Raw genomic sequence first — 17,318 nt, 5'->3', positions numbered from 1 at the left:
CATAGAATTTATGGAGGTTTTGCTTCTTATGGCAGTTGATTTTAGTAAGTACATTGCAAGTGTTCAAGATTTTCCTAATAAGGGAATAGTTTTCCGTGATATTACCCCAATCTTGCAAGATGGTGAATTATATCGCGCAGCTACTCACGAATTAGCTGAATATGCTAAGAGTAAGAATGCTGATGTGATTGTAGGACCTGAAGCACGTGGTTTTATCGTAGGTTGTCCTGTAGCAACTGAATTAGGATTAGGATTTGTTCCTGCAAGAAAGCCTCACAAATTGCCCCGTGAAGTTGAACGCGCTTCTTATGATTTGGAATATGGTTCTAATAGTTTGGAAATGCATAAAGATGCTATTAAGCCAGGTCAAAGAGTTGTTGTTTGTGATGATTTAATGGCAACGGCTGGTACCTTACACGCAGCCAAAGAATTGATCGAAGGACTTGGCGGCAAACTTGTTGGTGCAGCGTTCTACATTGAATTACCTGATCTTAAAGGCCGTGAAAAGTTACCAGATGTTGATATCTACAGCTTGGTTCAATACCACGGTGCTTAAAAGTAGAATAAGTTTAAGGCCCTAGATTGTTAGGGCTTTTTTCGTACAAAAAAAGCTGAGCAGTTCGCTCAGCTTAATTATTAGTCATTGAAAAGTGCAGTTGAAAGGTAACGATCGCCACCATCTGGAACAACGGTCACAACAGTATGTCCTTTGCCAAGTTTCTTAGCTAACGCAATTGCTCCGTGGATATTAGCTCCAGCAGAAATACCAGGAAGAAAGCCTTCATTTTTAGCGGTTTCACGAGCAGTTGCCATAGCTTCTTCAGTCGAAACTTCAATTACGTCATCGTAAATCTTTTGATCTAAGTTATTTGGAATAAAGCCTGCTGAAATACCTTGAATACCATGTTTGCCAGCTTTACCATCTTTTAAGAGAGGTGATTCACTCGGCTCAAGCGCATAAATCTTAGTACTTGGATTTTCCTTCTTCAAAGCATGACCAATACCAGACAAAGTACCGCCAGTACCAACACCTGCAACAAAGGCGTCGATTGACTTGCCAATACCATTCATCGCAGCAATGATTTCAGGACCGGTAGTCAATTCGTGAATATTAGGATTTTCTGGATTATCAAATTGCATTGGCATGAAGTAGCCTTTTTCTTTAACTAATTCTTCTGCCTTAGCAATTGACCCTTTCATTCCCTCGGCGCCAGGGGTCAGAATCAGTTCAGCTCCATAACCCTTCATCAATTTACGCCGCTCAATACTCATTGTTTCAGGCATAACAATAATAATGTGGTAACCTTTAGCAGCAGCGATCATTGCTAACCCAATGCCAGTATTACCGGAAGTTGGTTCAACAATTGTGCCACCTTTTTTAAGTTTGCCATCGCGTTCAGCTTTTTCAATCATCGCTAAAGCGATTCTGTCTTTAACTGAGCCAGCAGGATTTTCAAATTCTAGCTTAACATATACATCTGCCGCATCTTCCGGTACAACACGGTTTAGCTTTAATAATGGTGTATTACCAACTAATTCTGTAACTGAATTTAAAATAGTACTCATTTTTTTACCTCTAATAATCTAAAATTAATTTGCTTTTTTTAACTTCTTCAAACCAATTATTGAAAAAAGTATTTTGTGTATTTTGCCACTGAAAGAGTGGGGAAGTCAGTGAATAATGTTCAGGCTTCTTATATTTTCTATCAGGATGAGCTTTAATTTCGCGATTATATTCATCTCGTAGACTATTTTTTCCATATTCAATATGAGAGAAAATGAAGTTTCTTTCAGGATGATCATTTGCAGAAACCATAAAAAGGTGACCACCGTCATCTATAGCGTTAATGCTTAAGCGACTATCTTGCATAATCTGTTCTTTATCCATTTCTGCATAACGTGCATGTGGAGCGATAAAACCTTGGCTTAACCCATTTAACAATAAATTTTGGTTGGTAATTAAATGAGGGAAGACGCCAAAAAATTTCTCTGGTAGAATTCTTTTTTCTATTCCGTAAAAATAGTTCATCGCAGCCATTGCTCCCCAGCAAAAATATAGTTGCTGAATTTTATACTTGTCTAGGGCTTGAAGTAAACATCGAATTTCTTCAATATATGTTACATTTTCAAAATCGATCATATCTATCGGTGCGCCAGTAATGATAAAACCATCAAATTCACTAACACGGCTAATATCTAATGGTTCCGATATCATTGCAACTTCAGTTGGAACAGTGCGATTTAAGTAATGCATTCTTGGGTAGAAAAAAGTCAAGTTCGCCTCAGGCAAAACTTTAGTGAACCTCTTTTGAGTATCAAGTTTGTCATGCATCAAGTTAAGTACGCCTATTTTAACTTTGGTAGCCAAGATTTTACCTCCTAACGTATCTAAAATTAGGTTAATTATACAAGCTTATAAAAAATAAGTAAAGCGAAAGATCTTCAAGATAATTTTGTATTATTCAAATAAAAAGTTCATAATAGATCATGTTTGTTAAGAAAGAGGGAGTTATTTTTGTATGGAAGATGGTAATTCGACCAAGATTAAACTAGGTAGTTTAGTTTTGATGATTTTTTCAGCCATTTTTGGCTTTAGTAATTCAATTAGTGCCTTTTACCAGATGGGGTATAGTAGTATCATGTGGTACATTATTACTGCATTGCTGTTTTTCTTACCATCAGCTTTAATTTTTGCGGAATATGGTGCAAGTTTTAAAGGGATCAAAGGTGGTATTTATTCCTGGCTAGAGGGTTCAACGAATGAAAAAGTGGCCTTTATAGGTACTTTTATTTGGCTGGCTGCTTGGGTAATTTGGCTTGTTTCTTCAACTCAATTTTTCCTGGTATCTGTAGCAACTGCGATCTGGGGACATGATACTACTCAGAGCTGGCACTTTCTAAATTTGAGTTCTACGCAGCTCTTAGGGGTACTTGAAGTTGTCTTTTTGGTAATAGTAACGTATTGCGCTGCTCGCGGAATTGATAAGATCAAAGTGGTTTCAAATATTGGTGGATTTTTCACTTTAGCAATTGCAATTGGATTCACTGTCGTTTCATTATTAGTCTTTATTTTGAATAAAGGTCAACTAGCAGAACCAGTGACTGCTCAAAGCTTAGTTCATTCACCAAATCCTGCCTTTCAATCGCCAATTGCGGTTGTTTCCTTTATTGTCTATGCTTTGTTTGCTTATGGTGGTTTGGAAACAACTTCTGGTGTAATTGATTCAGTTGACAAACCTGAGAAGACGTATCCACGTGCATTGATTATTGCAATGATCATCATGACTTTCTTGTATGTTTTTAATATTTTGATGTGTGGTGTAGCAACTAATTGGAAAGGTCAATTAGCAGGAAAGAATGTTGATTTGGCTAATGTTGAATATATTTTAATCAATAATTTGGGAATTGAAACAGGGCATGGTTTAGGATTATCAACAGAAGCTTCTAAGAATTTAGGTTTAATCTTCGCCCGTTGTGCAGGATGGGCTGATGTATTGTCAGGTATTTCTGCTGCATTCTTAATGGTTTATTCACCAGTTAAATCATTTATTGAGGGATGTGACAAGCGACTTTTACCTAAAAATCTAGTTAAATTGAACAAGCACAATATGCCTGAGCGTTCAATGTGGCTTCAAGCTGCGATTGTTTCAATTATAATTTTGTTTATTTCCTTTGGTGGTAATGCGGCAAGTCAGTTCTATACCATTTTGATGGATATGATGAATGTTTCCTCATCAGCACCATACTTGTTTTTGATTGCAGCCTATCCGTTCTTTAAGAAGAAAAAAGATTTAGATCGTCCTTTTGTTTTCATTGAAGGAAAGAAAAAGGTTTGGCTTACAACTATTGTCGTTTGGCTTGTTGTAGCGATCGGAATTATTTTTACATGTGTTCAACCTTTGTTTACAGGTGATTATCAAACATCATTTTGGACAGCAATTGGTCCAGTTGCCTTTGGTTTAATTGCATATTTCTATTACACTTATCATGAACACAAAGAAAAAACAGTGAAATAAAGTAAATTAATAACCCCTGCTCAAAGCAGAGGTTATTTTTATAAGATTGGTGATAATAATCTAGAAAAGTATTGTTTGAATTTCAACCATCTAGATTGATTTGAAAAGTACTCATTAGTGAGTAACGTTGATTCTTTTAAATCCTCTTCAAAGATTTTCTTTAATTCTTGAGCTAATTTTGGACTGTAATTAAAAGCATTAACTTCGAAGTTTAAACTGTAACTTCTGAAGTCTTGATTAGCAGAACCTACTGAAGAAATATTTGATCCAGAAACCATAGTCTTTGCATGGATAAAGCCATTGTCATACTTATAGACCTTAACACCGTTGGCAGTTAGATACTTGGCATAGTATTCAGTAGCTCGATAAACAAATGCATGATCAGGCATACATGGGATCATAATTCTAACATCAGTACCACTTTTTGCTGCGACGATCAAAGCTTCAATCATTGGTGCTTCAGGAATCAAGTATGGAGTTTGGATATAAACATAGTCTCTTGAGGAAGCAATAATTTCTTGATAAGAACGGCGAATTGCAAAATTATCAGAATCAGGTCCAGAAGAAACTATTTGCATTGGCACCTTATCAGGAGAGTTTGAAGTAACAATTTTAAATTCACGCATCTGTGAAAGGTTATATTTTGGTAAGTGAGTTTTACGACATGAAGTATTCCAATCCATAGCAAAACGAACTTCCATTAATATCGGACTTTGTCCAACAACTCTTAAATGAGTATCGCGCCAATGACCGAACTTTTTAGAGCGGTCAACATATTGGTCACCAATGTTAAAACCACCAATATAGCCGATTTTATGATCAATAATTACTAGTTTTCGGTGAAGATGGTAATTAGCTCTTGGTGTTCTAAACCAGTATTTTTTGCTAGAAGTTGAAATGAATGGCTGCGCTTGTCCACCTAACTCTCTTAATTTATCAAAAAAAGAGGGATGAGTACCACGAGAACCGCTAGCGTCATAAATTACCCGTACTTGTACTCCACGCTTCTGAGCAGCTTCTAGTGCCTTTAAAACGCTATTACCTAATTGATCGTCATAAAAAGTATAAAATTCAACATTGACTAATTCTTTTGCTTGATTGATGTTATCAATCATATTCTTAAAAAGTTCTTGACCATCAGTGAAAACTTGAACCTCATTATTGTAAGTTAAGATGGCATCATCATTATTTAGATTTAGTTCAGTTAATCTCCGTGCTCTAGGTTTTTGATCTTTTGCTGGTAGAAGATCATGTTCCTTAAGCAGACGTGTTTGTTCTCTCAAATAATTATCACGCAGTTTCTTTTGTTCGTCTTGAATGGCAAAAATTTCTTCGTGTGTTAATTTTCTTCCTAAGAACATATAAAGGATGAAACCAATGTAAGGTAGAACAGATAAAACTAACAACCAAGCCCAAGTTGAGGCGATTTCACGTTTGCTACGGAAGACTGTCCAAATTGCAAATGCAATGTTAATTATCCATAAAAATTCAATAATTCTTCGAATTGTATCCCAATCCGCAATCATCATTCATTCACTCCAATTTTTATTTTATTATTTTTTTATTTTTTTATTATTTTTTTATTATTTTTAATTTTAGCAAAGATATTAAAAAAAGCCATGGAATCAGGCTATTTGATTCCATGACTTAAAATAATAACTATCTATTTTTCATAATAGGTTGGTAGAACAAATCAATAATTACTGCAGCAGCTAAGGCAACAATAATAGTTAAACCTAAAGCTGAGAAACCAATCTTGGTCATGGCTAACCCAAAAAGTGCCAAGATGAAAGTTAATAAGATGTCAACGATTTGAACAATTCCTACCAGCTTAGATGGATAATCCTGCCAGAAGTACTTACGCGTTCTGGTGATTAGAACAATTAGCATTGCGCTTAAAACAAGATAGACATAAATCATTGTTGAAATTACGCCGTGTGAGTAGCCGTGGGTGTTGAGGAAGAATAGGAAGATCATTCCAATTACTGTCCAACCAGCAGCTAGTGAAAAGGCGATTTTTGCTAGTTTTGCCATATTCCAATTTTCTGGCTTGTAAGAGATATGAGTTCGGTCAGTACCAATCATCATGGTAACCATGTTATTCATGACGGTGTAGATAACCATCGCGTTTAAAGCCATTGGAATATAGTCGAAGAAGAGGTAACCAAAGGTTAAAAGCATGGTCAACTCAGCAGTTCTAGCCAGCTTAGTCAATGACCAGGTTGTCATTCTTTGGTAAACACGGTGACCGGCATCGAGAATCTTGATAATTGAAGTTAAACCGTCATCAAGTAATACCATCTTACTTGAACGCTTAGCAACATCGGCAGCATTTGAAACAGCAATTCCAACTTCGGCTTGTTTCAAAGCAGGGGAGTCATTAACACCGTCTCCAGTCATCCCTACGATAAAACCTTTTTCTTGGAAGAACTTAACCATTCGTAATTTGTCTTCTGGTAAAACATCAGCAATACCAGCAATATTATTGACATCGATAGTATCATCAAAGTCGTGAATTGAAATAACTTTTCCATTTAAGCCAACTTCTTCAGCAACAGCCTCAGCAGTTCTACGGTTATCACCAGTTAACATAATTGGGCGAATGCCGCGTTTTTTCAAGTCATTTAAGGCTTGTCTAGAATCTGAACGAATCTTATCTTGTAAAATAAAAATTCCAGCAAGTTGATCATCAATTAAGCAAGCAACTGAACGTCCAGCCTTAAAGTTGATGTTTTTAATCTTATCTTCTGCAGATTCATCAATCATTGAGAGTTGCTTAAATGATCCTAGCTTAATGTTGTGATTGTTTGTTTCAGCCATTGAGTAACCCAAATCAGAAGTGAATGGGGTAAAGTTTTCAGTTGATAAAATTTTTACTTTGTTAGCTTCAGCAAATTCGTCAATTGCGGTATCAATAATACCTGGATTGTGCTTGTCGGTTGCAGCAGTGATTAATGAAAGCAATTCACTGTCATTAAGATCTGATAGATTGTTCCAGCTGGCAACAGCAGTCTTGTTTTCAGTAATAGTTCCAGTTTTATCAAGCAATAGTAAGTTTAAGTTAGCTGCGTCTTGAATACCCGTTAAGTCAGCAGTCAAGACACCTTCCTTACTTAGTCTAGTTGCTTCATAAGAATTAGACAAAGCAAAGGTCGATGGCATTGCGACAGGAATTGAAGCGATAAACATCATAGCAAGAAATGGCAACATATTAATGAAGGTGTTGAAATTGCCACCCTTAATAAATGAAGCAATAATGATTACTAAAGTCAGAACACCGTCTAACAAGCAAAGATAGTAAATGATCTTAGTCAATAATTGTTGCAAGTGACCTGGGGCAGCAGAATTGTTGATCAGGTTAATTGTCTTTCCTGAACGAGAATTCTTACCGGTTGCAGTTATAATAGCTAAACCATGGCCAGACACAACAGTCGTACCGGCGTATGCTTCTTGATCTACATCTTTTTTAACCGCATTACTTTCACCAGTAATCGAACTTTCGTCAAATGATAGTTCACCTTGAACAATCTTAGCGTCAGCTGCTAGTACATCACCACGTTGAAGATCGATTAAATCGCCAACGACTAATTGTTTTGAGTTGATCTTAATCCATTTACCGTCACGTTCAACTGCAACCATAGGTGTCAATTGGTGTGAAATGGTATCAAGTACTCGTCTTGATTGCTTCTTTTTGGAAGCGCCGTTCCAAGCGGCAAATAAAAGCATTCCTAAAACAAATAATGATTGAATCCATTTACCTAAAGCAAATTCAAGAAGTAGGGCTCCTTCAAGAATCCAAGCTGATAAGTTCCAAAGTTTACCAGCAAATTCTTTCCAAAAACTGTATTTGGGTTCGGGAACTTCGTTGAGGCCGTCTTTTTGTAGTTTTTTTTCGGCTTCAGCTTGAGTTAACCCATGAATATTCTTCATTTAAAATTCTCCCTCCAAAAAAACATCATATATAAATTAACATAAAGTTAGGACTTGATAAAATACTTGCTTATAATAAATGATATAAAAAAATTAGATATCTTATAAGGTGAAAAACAAAAATATGAATTTGAAACAATTGAGATATTTTTTAGCAGTTGCGGAAGAAAAGCAAATTACGGCGGCAGCCAAACGGTTATTTATTGCACAGCCGCCGTTGAGTTATCAATTAAAACAGCTAGAAAAAGAATTAGATGTTAGACTTTTTATCAGAACCTCACACGGAATCGAGTTAACAGATGCTGGGCAAGAATTACGCGTTTATGCAGAGAAGATTTTAAATTTAGTTGATGCCGCAAAAGATCAAGTTCAAAAAATGGCTCAAGGAGAGTTGGGAACAATTAAAATTGGATCAGCATCATCCTCAGTAGGTGAATTACCATCACTGAAGTTTAAAGAGCTCACAAAATATTATCCCGATATTTCTTTTGATGTTTATGAAGATAATACCTTCGGCGTTCTGGAAAAATTAAGTAATGGCACGATTGACTTAGGCATAGTCAGAACTCCTTTTAAGCGTTATGGAATTGATAGTAAAACAATTACTAATGAGAAAATGATGGCAGTAACGACTAATGAAATAATTCTTAAGCAGGGAGCAATTGATTTGCCAACTTTAGCAAAGCAGCCATTAATTATTTACAGAAGATTTGAGGATATTTTTAACCAGAGTTTTTCTCATCGCGGGTTAAAACCTTTTTATGCTGTGAAATGTGATGATTCTAGAACAGCTATTTTGTGGGCAAAGCGTGGATTAGGTTTGGCTTTAGTTCCTGAAAAGATTGCTACTTTGTATGCTAAAGATAATTTTATTCCGGTCGAACATGTAAATTGGGAAACGCACTTGCAATTAGTTTGGCGAAAAGGCGTGATTTCACCCTTAGTTAAAAGAATAATAGAACTATTTTAGTCATTTTTGATGATCTACAAATAGTTACTTAAAGCAATTAAAAGACATCCACCAAAACAAGTGGATGTCTTTCAGTTCAATGTGATTTTATAAGTCCTCATTGGTGATTCACTAACGGAAATTTCGTCTAAACTGCAATTTGCTTTCTCTAGTTCTTCACTAAAGCTATCACAAAGAAAGTTTGTCAAATTTTCCAAAGTTGGATTTGTTTTGTCAAAGGGTTTAACTTCATTTAAGAATTGGTTGTTAAATGGCTTTAAAATTTTCTCAATTGCTTCTTCGATCTCATTAAATTGAATCAATTTATCTTTATTTAAATGAAAACTGTATCTAATTTCATAAGTATGGGGATGAGCTTGTCCGGTACCTTTAATCCAGCGAATAGCATGTGATGCATTTAAATAAGTAGTAAAAATATAGGTATGATACTTAGTCATCATAGTCCTTCCTTTTTATAATTTCCTTGAAATCTTTTTTGATGATTTGTATAACTCTTCTTTTTTCTTGAGTTAAATTGGTTCCTTGCCAAGTTGTGGTAGTTGTTGAAGTGTTGATGATGCCAATACAACGAATAAATGAATTAAGAAGATTATAGAATGGTTGTAAAAACAGTATCCAACTATGCTTTAGATAAAATTTGCGCTCTTGCGGGAATTCTTTTAGATAAATATAAACTGTGATGGAACTTAGTAGTTCTAGAAATAGATATAGTAAATAGACTAAGGTGTAAGAAATAAGTAGCGATCGCCAAGAATATCCGAATCCTAATAAAATAAAAAGTGCGAACATCCAAATTGTCTTTAAAAATGTGACTGTATGATCAATAATTAAACGTCGAATTTGAAAATTATGAAAGAACATTTTTAAAGATAAAGACTGGGAGAGATATTTACTGATAACTTCGAGTTCTCCCCGTTGCCATCGCTGCCGCTGAGTGTATAATTCACCTAGATTGTTAATTGGTTCAGAATAAAAGATTGCATCATCACAGAATGAAACAGTTCCCTTTAGATTGTAACGAATTTGAAAGGTCATGTCGGTGTCTTCACTGATCGTATCGTTACTATAAAGATATGTTTTGATAAGGGTCTCACGTTTAAATGCTGAAAAGGCACCTGATAAAGTAAAGAGCTGATTATTGCTGTTTTCAATATTTCTACCAGCTAAAAAAGTTTGGCAATATTCGATATACTCAGTTAATTTTAACAACTTATGTGGTGTTTTAATTGCATGACGATCAGTTAAAATCACACCGGTTAGGGCATCTATATTTGGATTAGCATTAAATTTGCGCACAATATTGGTTAAAGCGGATTTTTCTAGCCAACCATCACTATCAATATTGATGATATACTGCGATTTTGCTTGATAGATCGCTGCATTTAAGGCTGAAGATTTTCCCTGTGGGGTAGTTAACCATTGCATTTGTAATTGAGGGAAGGCTGTTTGTGCTTTAGCAAATACCTTGAAAGTATCATCATGACTGCCATTATCGACAACATAAATCCCAAGTAAGTTAGTTGGATAAGTTGAATCTGCTAGCGATTTAATGCATTTGTAGAGAGTTTTGGAAGAATTGTAGGTTGGAATAATAATCGATAAGATCGGTAAAAAGGTGGGGAGAGGGGAATTCTTTCTTTTTTTGTAATAATAAAGCAACTGAAAGAAGTTGATTATCATTGGAATTCCCTCAAAGATTACAGGGATTAAGAGCCAGGTTATCCAGAAACCCATTTGTAATATTGTTTGATCAAACATTGCTTACCTCAAGACTAATTTAATTTGCTATTACCTAGAATTTGAGACATCAATTGAGAATGAGTAAAGACTTGGTAATATAGAAAAATTGTAAAAATATAGAAAAATATCCGACCTATTATATCGTGGAATAAAAATAAAGATTGTAAATTGAAATAATGGACTGCGATTCCACTCAAACATAATCGAAGAACATTAATTAGATAGATCCATAGCGTCCCTAAGATACTAAGTGCAATTTTTTGGCGACGAGTATATATTGGGAAAAATAGTAATAAGCTCAAATATGCCATTGTTTCTATGATGCCTGAGCATTCATAGTCAATTAACAAGGTAATTGAACCAGAAACAGTTTTAATATCAAGAGCTGCTGGAAACGGGTAAGCAATGAAACTTGAAGTGAGTTGACCAATTATACCAGCTCCTCGACTGACTAAACTAGATAGAAACCAAACAAAATATTTATGACAGGCGAAGGTCCCTAAAAGAAAAGCACCTATAGAACCAACCCAGTAATAAAATGCTGGTAGGTGTGCACGATTAATCACTGAAAGGGTGTAGAGCCATAAAATTCCTCCTGTAATTAAATAGCCATTAAGCATGTTTTTCTTCCTTTCTTGGGATTATAGCAGCAAGGATTCTTTTATAATTAACAAGTGCAACATCTGTTGAAAGAGTAGCTAAGATTAAGATAATTGGTATAAATTGTACTAGATATCTGCTTCGTCCACCTTCAAAAAGTAGTAAAAACATAAATCCACCTACCAATGCTAATCTTAAAGTTTGAATAGTGTATCCGCCTTTTTGAAAACCAAATAAGAGTAGGGAAATAATGATTGTCCAAAGAATTTGAGTGATAAACTTGAATTCAATGACATATTTTCCATTTGGATAAATAAATTCCGATAGGAATCCTTTCCACCCAACTTTTGATTGCCGAGAAATAATGAAGTGCCCTTCGTGTAACCAACCAAAAGTACCATCAGCTGTATTTAAACCTTGTTTTCTTACTAAGAAGGCCAAATATCCAAGTATTCCACGTTGTTGCAGTCGCTTTTTTATCATCTTTTTGGAATAGGTAACTTTTTGTTTCTTAGTTGGTAACATGTCCATTGCTAAAGCTGCTTTTGGATCATAAGCACCATCGTGGGTCAAGCCAACGTTAATAAAATGGATCATTGGAATTTGTCTTTTTTGATTCACGATGATGTAATGTTGGGTGTTAACTATCTTTTTGAGTGGCTGATAAGTTAAAGCAAAACTTATGATAATAGTTATGGAAAAAAGACTGGTTAGAATAATTTTTTTGTTTTTGAGAAGATAAAGTAAACTTGATAGAAGTACTGCAATTCCCCAGACTGCAACTGAGGGTTTAATCCAGGTACCACAAGCCAAACTAACCCCAGTTAAAATGATTCCAAGAAAACGAATAATTAGTGGGAATGATTTTTTATAGGCAATGCTCCAACCTAAAATTGAAAATGAAATTGGAAGTAAGCACCAAACATCCGTGTACGGTATCATGCAGATCGGAAAGAGACTAAGTAAACAAGCAAGAATATACATAATATTTGGTAATTTTTGAAAATTAATAATAGCGATAGTCAAAATGATGATTATTGCACTTAAGTCGGTGACAATTGTTGAAAAAATAGCCATTGTAAACCAACTTGTTGAATGAACGATATTGGCTACCTCATGTAAAGTAAGCAAGATAGGTAAGTTATTGTAATTAACACTGAAATAACCACGTAAATTAGGTGAATTTGGATTAATGAGTGCATTATGTACTGCGCTAACATCGAAACCAATTGAAGGATGGACAAAGTAAACAAATTGAATTTGCCAGATTAAAGCAATAATCAAACAAAAAGTAGAAGTGCCCCATTTATGTTTAATAAAAATATTTTTTAAAAAAGATTGAAACTTAGGAAATGCGAGCCAACTTAATAATAAAGTTAACAAAACGACAAACATGAGATAGGTTAACCAGGTGGTTGTGTGAGCATCTGGTAGCCAATTGGCAGACGAGAGTACAGCAAAAAAGCTAATAGTCATTAGGGAAAAGAAAAAAAGTCGGATTACAACATTTCCAAGGTGGAAAATCTTTTTTGAAACTTTAGTTTTGTTCATGATGTCCTGACTCTTTTTTATGATAATAGATGACTACAGTGATTGATGCTAGAATTATAGCGATAATGACCGGAATGTATGGGAAAGTGCTGGCACCAGTGACAGTGATTTCTTGATTATTACCTAAATTTGCATTTTTCAGGGTGATAGTGGTTGATCCATTGATATCTTTGTCATTAAACATGGAATAATGAATAGTGACGAAAACAGAGTGGTTATATCTATTGTCTGAATTTAGACGACAGGCATCTTTTGAAGTAGTATATATACCTCTAGTTCTATCCCAAATTCCAATATTACTATACTCTGTCTGATCTTTTTGAATTGAATAAAGGTGACTGTATACATCTAAAGATAGATCATATACGTTATTTCCAATTTTTATTTCATATCCAGAGGGCATCATTTTCTTGTACTGACTATCATTTTGATTTTGGTCTGTTGAGTTGTCGTTTTTGTTTTTCTTACTAATAGGATACATATCTATATAAAGAAGTAATTGCTTATGATTAGAATCATTAATGAACCCAACTTTATGATATGTATAATTGTCAGTAGTCCAATCTTCCGATGGAAAACTATTCGCTTTCCATTCTTCAGCCGGTGTCATTGCTTTTGCATCCACTTGATGATTACTAAATGGCATACAAAATAAGCATCCAAAGATGAGTAGGGATGTGATAAATACTTTTTTGATAAAATCTTTCATTTATACCAGTTCCATATTACTTTAAAAATCTATATCTCGAATAATTTATTATTGTATTATACCATTTTTTGAATATGATCATTGTTTAGATAAACAATGATTGATATATTTTTAGGTAGAAAAAAAGAAGCTCAAATTTGAGCTTCTTTTTATTGAAAATTTCAATTACTTGAAATTAGTCTTTGTCAACGCTGTCTGGGAAAAATGCCAAACGTTCGCCTTCACCAAGTTGTTCTTCGATTTCAAGCAAACGGTTGTACTTTTCAACACGTTCTGAACGAGCTGGAGCACCAGTCTTCAATTGACCACCGTTTACAGCAACAGCTAAGTCAGCGATGAAGGTGTCACCAGTTTCACCTGAACGGTGAGAAATCATAGTGTTGTAGCCGTTCTTACGTGACATACGGATAGTTTCAAGAGTTTCAGTAACAGTACCAATTTGGTTCAACTTGATTAATGAAGCGTTACCGGCACCTTCCTTGATAGCCTTACGAAGTAAAGCAGGGTTAGTACAAATGAAGTCGTCAAGAACGATTTGGATACGGTCCTTGTGGCTTTCAGTAAACTTAACCATACCTTCAACGTCGTTTTCGTCGTAAGGGTCTTCCATAGAAATCAATTCTGGGAATTCGTCAAGCAACTTGTCGTAGTAATCTGCCAATTCTTCGTCAGTCAATACCTTACCTTCAAGGTGGTACTTACCATCTTCCTTGTTGTAGAAGTATGAAGCAGCACAGTCACATGCAATAGCGATGTCTTCACCTGGCTTGTAACCAGCCTTGATGATTGATTCGTGAAGAGCCTTCAAAGCTTCTTCTGAGTTCTTCATGTTAGGAGCGAAACCACCTTCGTCACCTAAACCAGTTTCGTAACCCATGTCTTCAAGAACCTTCTTCAAAGTGTGGTATACGTTAACGATCTTTTCGAAACCATCACGGAATGAAGTCTTAGCAACTGGAGTAATCATGAATTCTTGAATGTCGATACCGTTGTCAGCGTGTTCACCACCGTTGATAACGTTGTGGAAAGTTTGTGGCATTTCAAGGTCAGTACCACCAAGGTAACGGTACAAAGGTTGGTGAGTATCTTCAGCAGCTGCAGCAGCAGTAGCCATAGATACACCTAAAATAGCGTTAGCACCAATACGACCCTTGTTTGGAGTACCATCTAACTTGATCATAGTAGCATCAATGTTAGCTTGGTCATGTGGATCTAAGCCCTTTAAAGCATCGTTAATTTCAGTGTTAACGTTGTTAACTGCCTTAGAAACACCCTTACCACCAAGACGTGAACCACCGTCACGTAATTCAACGGCTTCGTTTTCACCAGTTGAAGCACCTGAAGGAACTTCAGCCTTACCTACAACACCGTTTGAAAGGGTAACGAAAACTTCAACAGTTGGGTTACCACGTGAGTCAAAAATTTCAAGTGCATGAACATTTTCAATGACTGATTTTAACATCAAAAAACCTCCTAAAAATATATGATGTGATACCGGTTTAATGTATCGCACCAAGAGAGCTATTTGCTCTCATCTACACTTCAAATTTTAGCTTAACTTTGTGATTGTGTAAACATATGAAAGCGGTTTACATTTTAAATTTTACTAAAGTGCGATATAAAAGCTAAAAGCTTTACGATATAATTTTATATATAGTAAAAATACTGCTAATTTTAAGAAAAGAGGAAGATCATGGATGAAGTTAGATTAATCGTTGATTCGAGTGTAAATCAAAACTCTAATCCAGCTCATAATTTATATATTGTTCCATTAACAATTTCATTTGGTGGACAAGATTTTAGAGATGATGAGAATTTGAATATTCCTGATTTTTTAGAGAAAATGGAAGCAAATCAAGAATCTGGAAAAACAACTTGTCCAAGTATTCAAGAATGGCTCGATGCTCTTGAAAATTCAAAGAATGCAATCATTGTAACAATGACAAGCGGTTTGAGTGGAACTTATGCTTCAGCTCTTCAAGCAAGAGATATTTATTTAGAAAACAATCCGGATAGTAAAGTGATTGTGGTAGATACGCGATCAGCTGGTCCTGAGATGGCTATTTTACTTCAGGAAATCGAAAAATTATTGAATTCAGATATTAGATGGGTTGATTTGGAAGAAAAAATTGCTGAAGCAAAGACACAAACACATCTATTATTTATCCTTCAATCACTTCATAATCTTTCTTTAAACGGACGTGTCTCACCAGCTGTTGCCAAATTGGCTGGGATGCTGCATATTGATATTGTTGGCACTGCAAGTAAAGAAGGAAAGCTAGAACCACTTGGCAAAGCTCGTGGTATGAAGCGAGCAATGCGTGAGATCATCAAGCAGATAAAAGAAAGAAAATACCAAGGTGGCAATATGATTATTGATTATTGCGAAAACAAAGATGAAGCTGAAACCTTGAAAGAGAAAATTTTGGCAGAATTTCCTGACAGTCAAATTGAATTACGTCCAATGCATGGCCTTTGCAGTTTCTATGCAGAAAAGGGCGGCTTGATGGTTGGTTTTCATGAATAAAAATAACTCCCAGTAATCGTTGATGAATACTGGGAGTTATTAATTATCTCTAAGGAGAGTACAGGATTTGAACCTGCGCGCCAAGGAAAACTTGGTTCGCCGGATTTCGAGTCCGGTGCATTACCACTCTGCCAACTCTCCGTAACGTTATTATTATAGCAATCAATCGCTTCTAATGCTAGTATGGAGATAAAGAAAATTTATAGGTGTGATTTTATTAGGAAGAAGAGATTATAATGTGTACTTCAATAATTTTTAGCCCTAAAGACCACTATTTTGGTCGAAATCTTGATCTTGAGCTTTCCTTTGGTCAGCAAGTTGTAATTACTCCGCGTAATTATGATTTTAAGTTCAGAAAGATGCCTGAAATCAAAAGTCACTATGCAATGGTAGGTGTTTCTTTGGTTGCAGAAAACTATCCATTATATTTCGATGCCGCTAATGAAAAGGGCCTTGGTATGGCAGGACTCAACTATCCTGGAAATGCGGATTATAAAGACTTCAACCCTGAAAAAAACAACGTTTCTCCATTTGAGTTTATTCCATGGGTTCTGTGTCAATGTGCAACGGTTGCCGAAGCTAAAGATTTGCTTGCTAATATCAATTTAGTTGATATTAATTTCAGTGAACAAATGACTCTTTCGACCCTTCACTGGTTACTTGCTGATAAAACTGGTAGTTCAATTGTCGTCGAGTCAGATAAAGACGGTTTACATATTTACGATAATCCAGTTGGTGTCTTAACCAACAATCCACAATTTCCAAAGCAGTTATTCAATTTGAATAACTACTCAGATGTTTCAGCAAAAATGCCTGAAAATTTATTTTCTAGCGAAGTTTCCTTTGATGGATATAGTCGCGGTTTAGGTTCAAGAAACTTGCCTGGTGGTGCTGATTCAGAATCCCGCTTTGTTAGAGCGACTTTTAACAAGTTTAATGCGCCAAAAACTGATAATGAACAAGAAAACGTTGATACTTACTTTCATATTTTACACTCAGTTGAACAGCAAAGGGGTGTAGACCAAGTAGGGCCAGATAAATTTGAATACACTATCTATTCAGACGGTACCAATCTCGAAACTGGTGTTTTCTACTACACAACTTACACTAATAAGCGCATTAATAAGGTCGATATGAACCATGAAGATTTAGATTCGGAAAAATTAATTTGTTATCCAATGCTTGATCAAATTACATTTAATGAACAAAACTAAATTATTAACTGAAACTTGAAAGCACTAAATAAGCTGGAAGCTTTATAGGTTCTGGCTTTTT

General features: G+C 35.3%; 15 protein-coding genes and 1 tRNA gene. 5 read left to right on the top strand and 11 right to left on the bottom strand.

What is annotated here, in order from left to right; translation table 11 throughout:
* The first annotated feature begins 28 nt into the window (after positions 1 to 28).
* Positions 29 to 556, top strand: coding sequence for an adenine phosphoribosyltransferase (locus FC46_RS03420; protein WP_057797875.1), 528 nt, complete (start codon positions 29 to 31; stop codon positions 554 to 556).
* Positions 557 to 636: 80 nt separating this feature from the next.
* On the opposite strand, the gene cysK is transcribed toward FC46_RS03420, so the two are convergent.
* Entirely contained in the window at positions 637 to 1,566 is a 930-nt protein-coding gene (cysK, locus tag FC46_RS03415; RefSeq protein ID WP_057797872.1) for a cysteine synthase A, read from the bottom strand.
* A gap of 10 nt (positions 1,567 to 1,576) precedes the next feature.
* On the bottom strand, positions 1,577 to 2,368 hold the full coding sequence (locus FC46_RS03410) for a homoserine O-succinyltransferase (RefSeq protein WP_083478008.1): 792 nt from the start codon (positions 2,366 to 2,368) through the stop codon (positions 1,577 to 1,579).
* Between the two features lie 151 nt (positions 2,369 to 2,519).
* Here FC46_RS03410 and yjeM point away from each other — a divergent pair, with 151 nt between their 5' ends.
* Positions 2,520 to 4,016: a glutamate/gamma-aminobutyrate family transporter YjeM gene (gene yjeM, locus FC46_RS03405; RefSeq protein WP_057797870.1), complete on the top strand. Its 1,497-nt coding sequence runs from the start codon at positions 2,520 to 2,522 to the stop codon at positions 4,014 to 4,016.
* A 38-nt stretch (positions 4,017 to 4,054) separates the two neighbouring features.
* On the opposite strand, the gene cls is transcribed toward yjeM, so the two are convergent.
* On the bottom strand, positions 4,055 to 5,542 hold the full coding sequence (gene cls / locus FC46_RS03400) for a cardiolipin synthase (protein ID WP_057797955.1): 1,488 nt from the start codon (positions 5,540 to 5,542) through the stop codon (positions 4,055 to 4,057).
* Between the two features lie 133 nt (positions 5,543 to 5,675).
* Positions 5,676 to 7,946 carry an HAD-IC family P-type ATPase gene (locus FC46_RS03395; protein WP_057797869.1) on the bottom strand — a complete coding sequence of 757 codons (2,271 nt, stop codon included), beginning with the start codon at positions 7,944 to 7,946 and terminating at the stop codon, positions 5,676 to 5,678.
* Between the two features lie 124 nt (positions 7,947 to 8,070).
* Here FC46_RS03395 and FC46_RS03390 point away from each other — a divergent pair, with 124 nt between their 5' ends.
* Positions 8,071 to 8,916: a LysR family transcriptional regulator gene (locus FC46_RS03390; protein ID WP_057797866.1), complete on the top strand. Its 846-nt coding sequence runs from the start codon at positions 8,071 to 8,073 to the stop codon at positions 8,914 to 8,916.
* A 71-nt stretch (positions 8,917 to 8,987) separates the two neighbouring features.
* On the opposite strand, the gene FC46_RS03385 is transcribed toward FC46_RS03390, so the two are convergent.
* From FC46_RS03385 to eno, 6 genes are all read right to left on the bottom strand, one after another.
* Entirely contained in the window at positions 8,988 to 9,356 is a 369-nt protein-coding gene (locus FC46_RS03385; protein ID WP_057797864.1) for a 6-carboxytetrahydropterin synthase, read from the bottom strand.
* The gene (locus tag FC46_RS03380; protein ID WP_057797861.1) at positions 9,346 to 10,674 is read right to left on the bottom strand and encodes a TIGR03111 family XrtG-associated glycosyltransferase; all 1,329 of its coding nucleotides are present in this window, start codon (positions 10,672 to 10,674) and stop codon (positions 9,346 to 9,348) included. Before FC46_RS03380 ends, FC46_RS03385 begins: the two co-directional genes overlap by 11 nt.
* Positions 10,675 to 10,688: 14 nt before the next feature.
* Positions 10,689 to 11,276 carry an exosortase family protein XrtG gene (gene xrtG / locus FC46_RS03375; protein ID WP_057797859.1) on the bottom strand — a complete coding sequence of 196 codons (588 nt, stop codon included), beginning with the start codon at positions 11,274 to 11,276 and terminating at the stop codon, positions 10,689 to 10,691.
* Positions 11,269 to 12,807: a TIGR03766 family XrtG-associated glycosyltransferase gene (locus FC46_RS03370; RefSeq protein WP_057797857.1), complete on the bottom strand. Its 1,539-nt coding sequence runs from the start codon at positions 12,805 to 12,807 to the stop codon at positions 11,269 to 11,271. Before FC46_RS03370 ends, xrtG begins: the two co-directional genes overlap by 8 nt.
* On the bottom strand, positions 12,794 to 13,516 hold the full coding sequence (locus FC46_RS03365) for a Firmicu-CTERM sorting domain-containing protein (protein ID WP_057797855.1): 723 nt from the start codon (positions 13,514 to 13,516) through the stop codon (positions 12,794 to 12,796). Before FC46_RS03365 ends, FC46_RS03370 begins: the two co-directional genes overlap by 14 nt.
* A 175-nt stretch (positions 13,517 to 13,691) precedes the next feature.
* Entirely contained in the window at positions 13,692 to 14,978 is a 1,287-nt protein-coding gene (gene eno, locus FC46_RS03360; protein ID WP_057797852.1) for a phosphopyruvate hydratase, read from the bottom strand.
* Positions 14,979 to 15,209: 231 nt separating this feature from the next.
* On the opposite strand from eno, the gene FC46_RS03355 reads away from it, so the two are divergent.
* Positions 15,210 to 16,043: a DegV family protein gene (locus FC46_RS03355; protein WP_057797850.1), complete on the top strand. Its 834-nt coding sequence runs from the start codon at positions 15,210 to 15,212 to the stop codon at positions 16,041 to 16,043.
* Between the two features lie 52 nt (positions 16,044 to 16,095).
* On the opposite strand, the gene FC46_RS03350 is transcribed toward FC46_RS03355, so the two are convergent.
* Positions 16,096 to 16,184 (bottom strand) — tRNA-Ser (locus FC46_RS03350).
* Positions 16,185 to 16,279: 95 nt separating this feature from the next.
* Between FC46_RS03350 and bsh the strand changes: the two genes are divergently transcribed.
* Entirely contained in the window at positions 16,280 to 17,257 is a 978-nt protein-coding gene (gene bsh / locus FC46_RS03345; protein ID WP_057797848.1) for a choloylglycine hydrolase, read from the top strand.
* Positions 17,258 to 17,318 lie beyond the last annotated feature (61 nt).

This window comes from Lactobacillus kalixensis DSM 16043, from assembly GCF_001434335.1.
In the GTDB taxonomy this organism is placed as follows: Bacteria; Bacillota; Bacilli; order Lactobacillales; family Lactobacillaceae; genus Lactobacillus; species Lactobacillus kalixensis.
This window is presented reverse-complemented; position numbering and strand designations above follow the sequence as displayed.

What these genes read in the sequence shown, in the direction of transcription:
- FC46_RS03365 (WP_057797855.1), bottom strand. Translation starts at nt 13,516, where the DNA reads ATGAAAGATTTTATCAAAAAAGTATTTATCACATCCCTACTCATCTTT.
- bsh (WP_057797848.1), top strand. Translation starts at nt 16,280, where the DNA reads ATGTGTACTTCAATAATTTTTAGCCCTAAAGACCACTATTTTGGTCGA.
- FC46_RS03380 (WP_057797861.1), bottom strand. Translation starts at nt 10,674, where the DNA reads ATGTTTGATCAAACAATATTACAAATGGGTTTCTGGATAACCTGGCTC.
- xrtG (WP_057797859.1), bottom strand. Translation starts at nt 11,276, where the DNA reads ATGCTTAATGGCTATTTAATTACAGGAGGAATTTTATGGCTCTACACC.
- FC46_RS03385 (WP_057797864.1), bottom strand. Translation starts at nt 9,356, where the DNA reads ATGATGACTAAGTATCATACCTATATTTTTACTACTTATTTAAATGCA.
- FC46_RS03395 (WP_057797869.1), bottom strand. Translation starts at nt 7,946, where the DNA reads ATGAAGAATATTCATGGGTTAACTCAAGCTGAAGCCGAAAAAAAACTA.
- yjeM (WP_057797870.1), top strand. Translation starts at nt 2,520, where the DNA reads ATGGAAGATGGTAATTCGACCAAGATTAAACTAGGTAGTTTAGTTTTG.
- FC46_RS03370 (WP_057797857.1), bottom strand. Translation starts at nt 12,807, where the DNA reads ATGAACAAAACTAAAGTTTCAAAAAAGATTTTCCACCTTGGAAATGTT.
- cls (WP_057797955.1), bottom strand. Translation starts at nt 5,542, where the DNA reads ATGATTGCGGATTGGGATACAATTCGAAGAATTATTGAATTTTTATGG.
- FC46_RS03355 (WP_057797850.1), top strand. Translation starts at nt 15,210, where the DNA reads ATGGATGAAGTTAGATTAATCGTTGATTCGAGTGTAAATCAAAACTCT.
- cysK (WP_057797872.1), bottom strand. Translation starts at nt 1,566, where the DNA reads ATGAGTACTATTTTAAATTCAGTTACAGAATTAGTTGGTAATACACCA.
- FC46_RS03390 (WP_057797866.1), top strand. Translation starts at nt 8,071, where the DNA reads ATGAATTTGAAACAATTGAGATATTTTTTAGCAGTTGCGGAAGAAAAG.
- FC46_RS03420 (WP_057797875.1), top strand. Translation starts at nt 29, where the DNA reads ATGGCAGTTGATTTTAGTAAGTACATTGCAAGTGTTCAAGATTTTCCT.
- eno (WP_057797852.1), bottom strand. Translation starts at nt 14,978, where the DNA reads ATGTTAAAATCAGTCATTGAAAATGTTCATGCACTTGAAATTTTTGAC.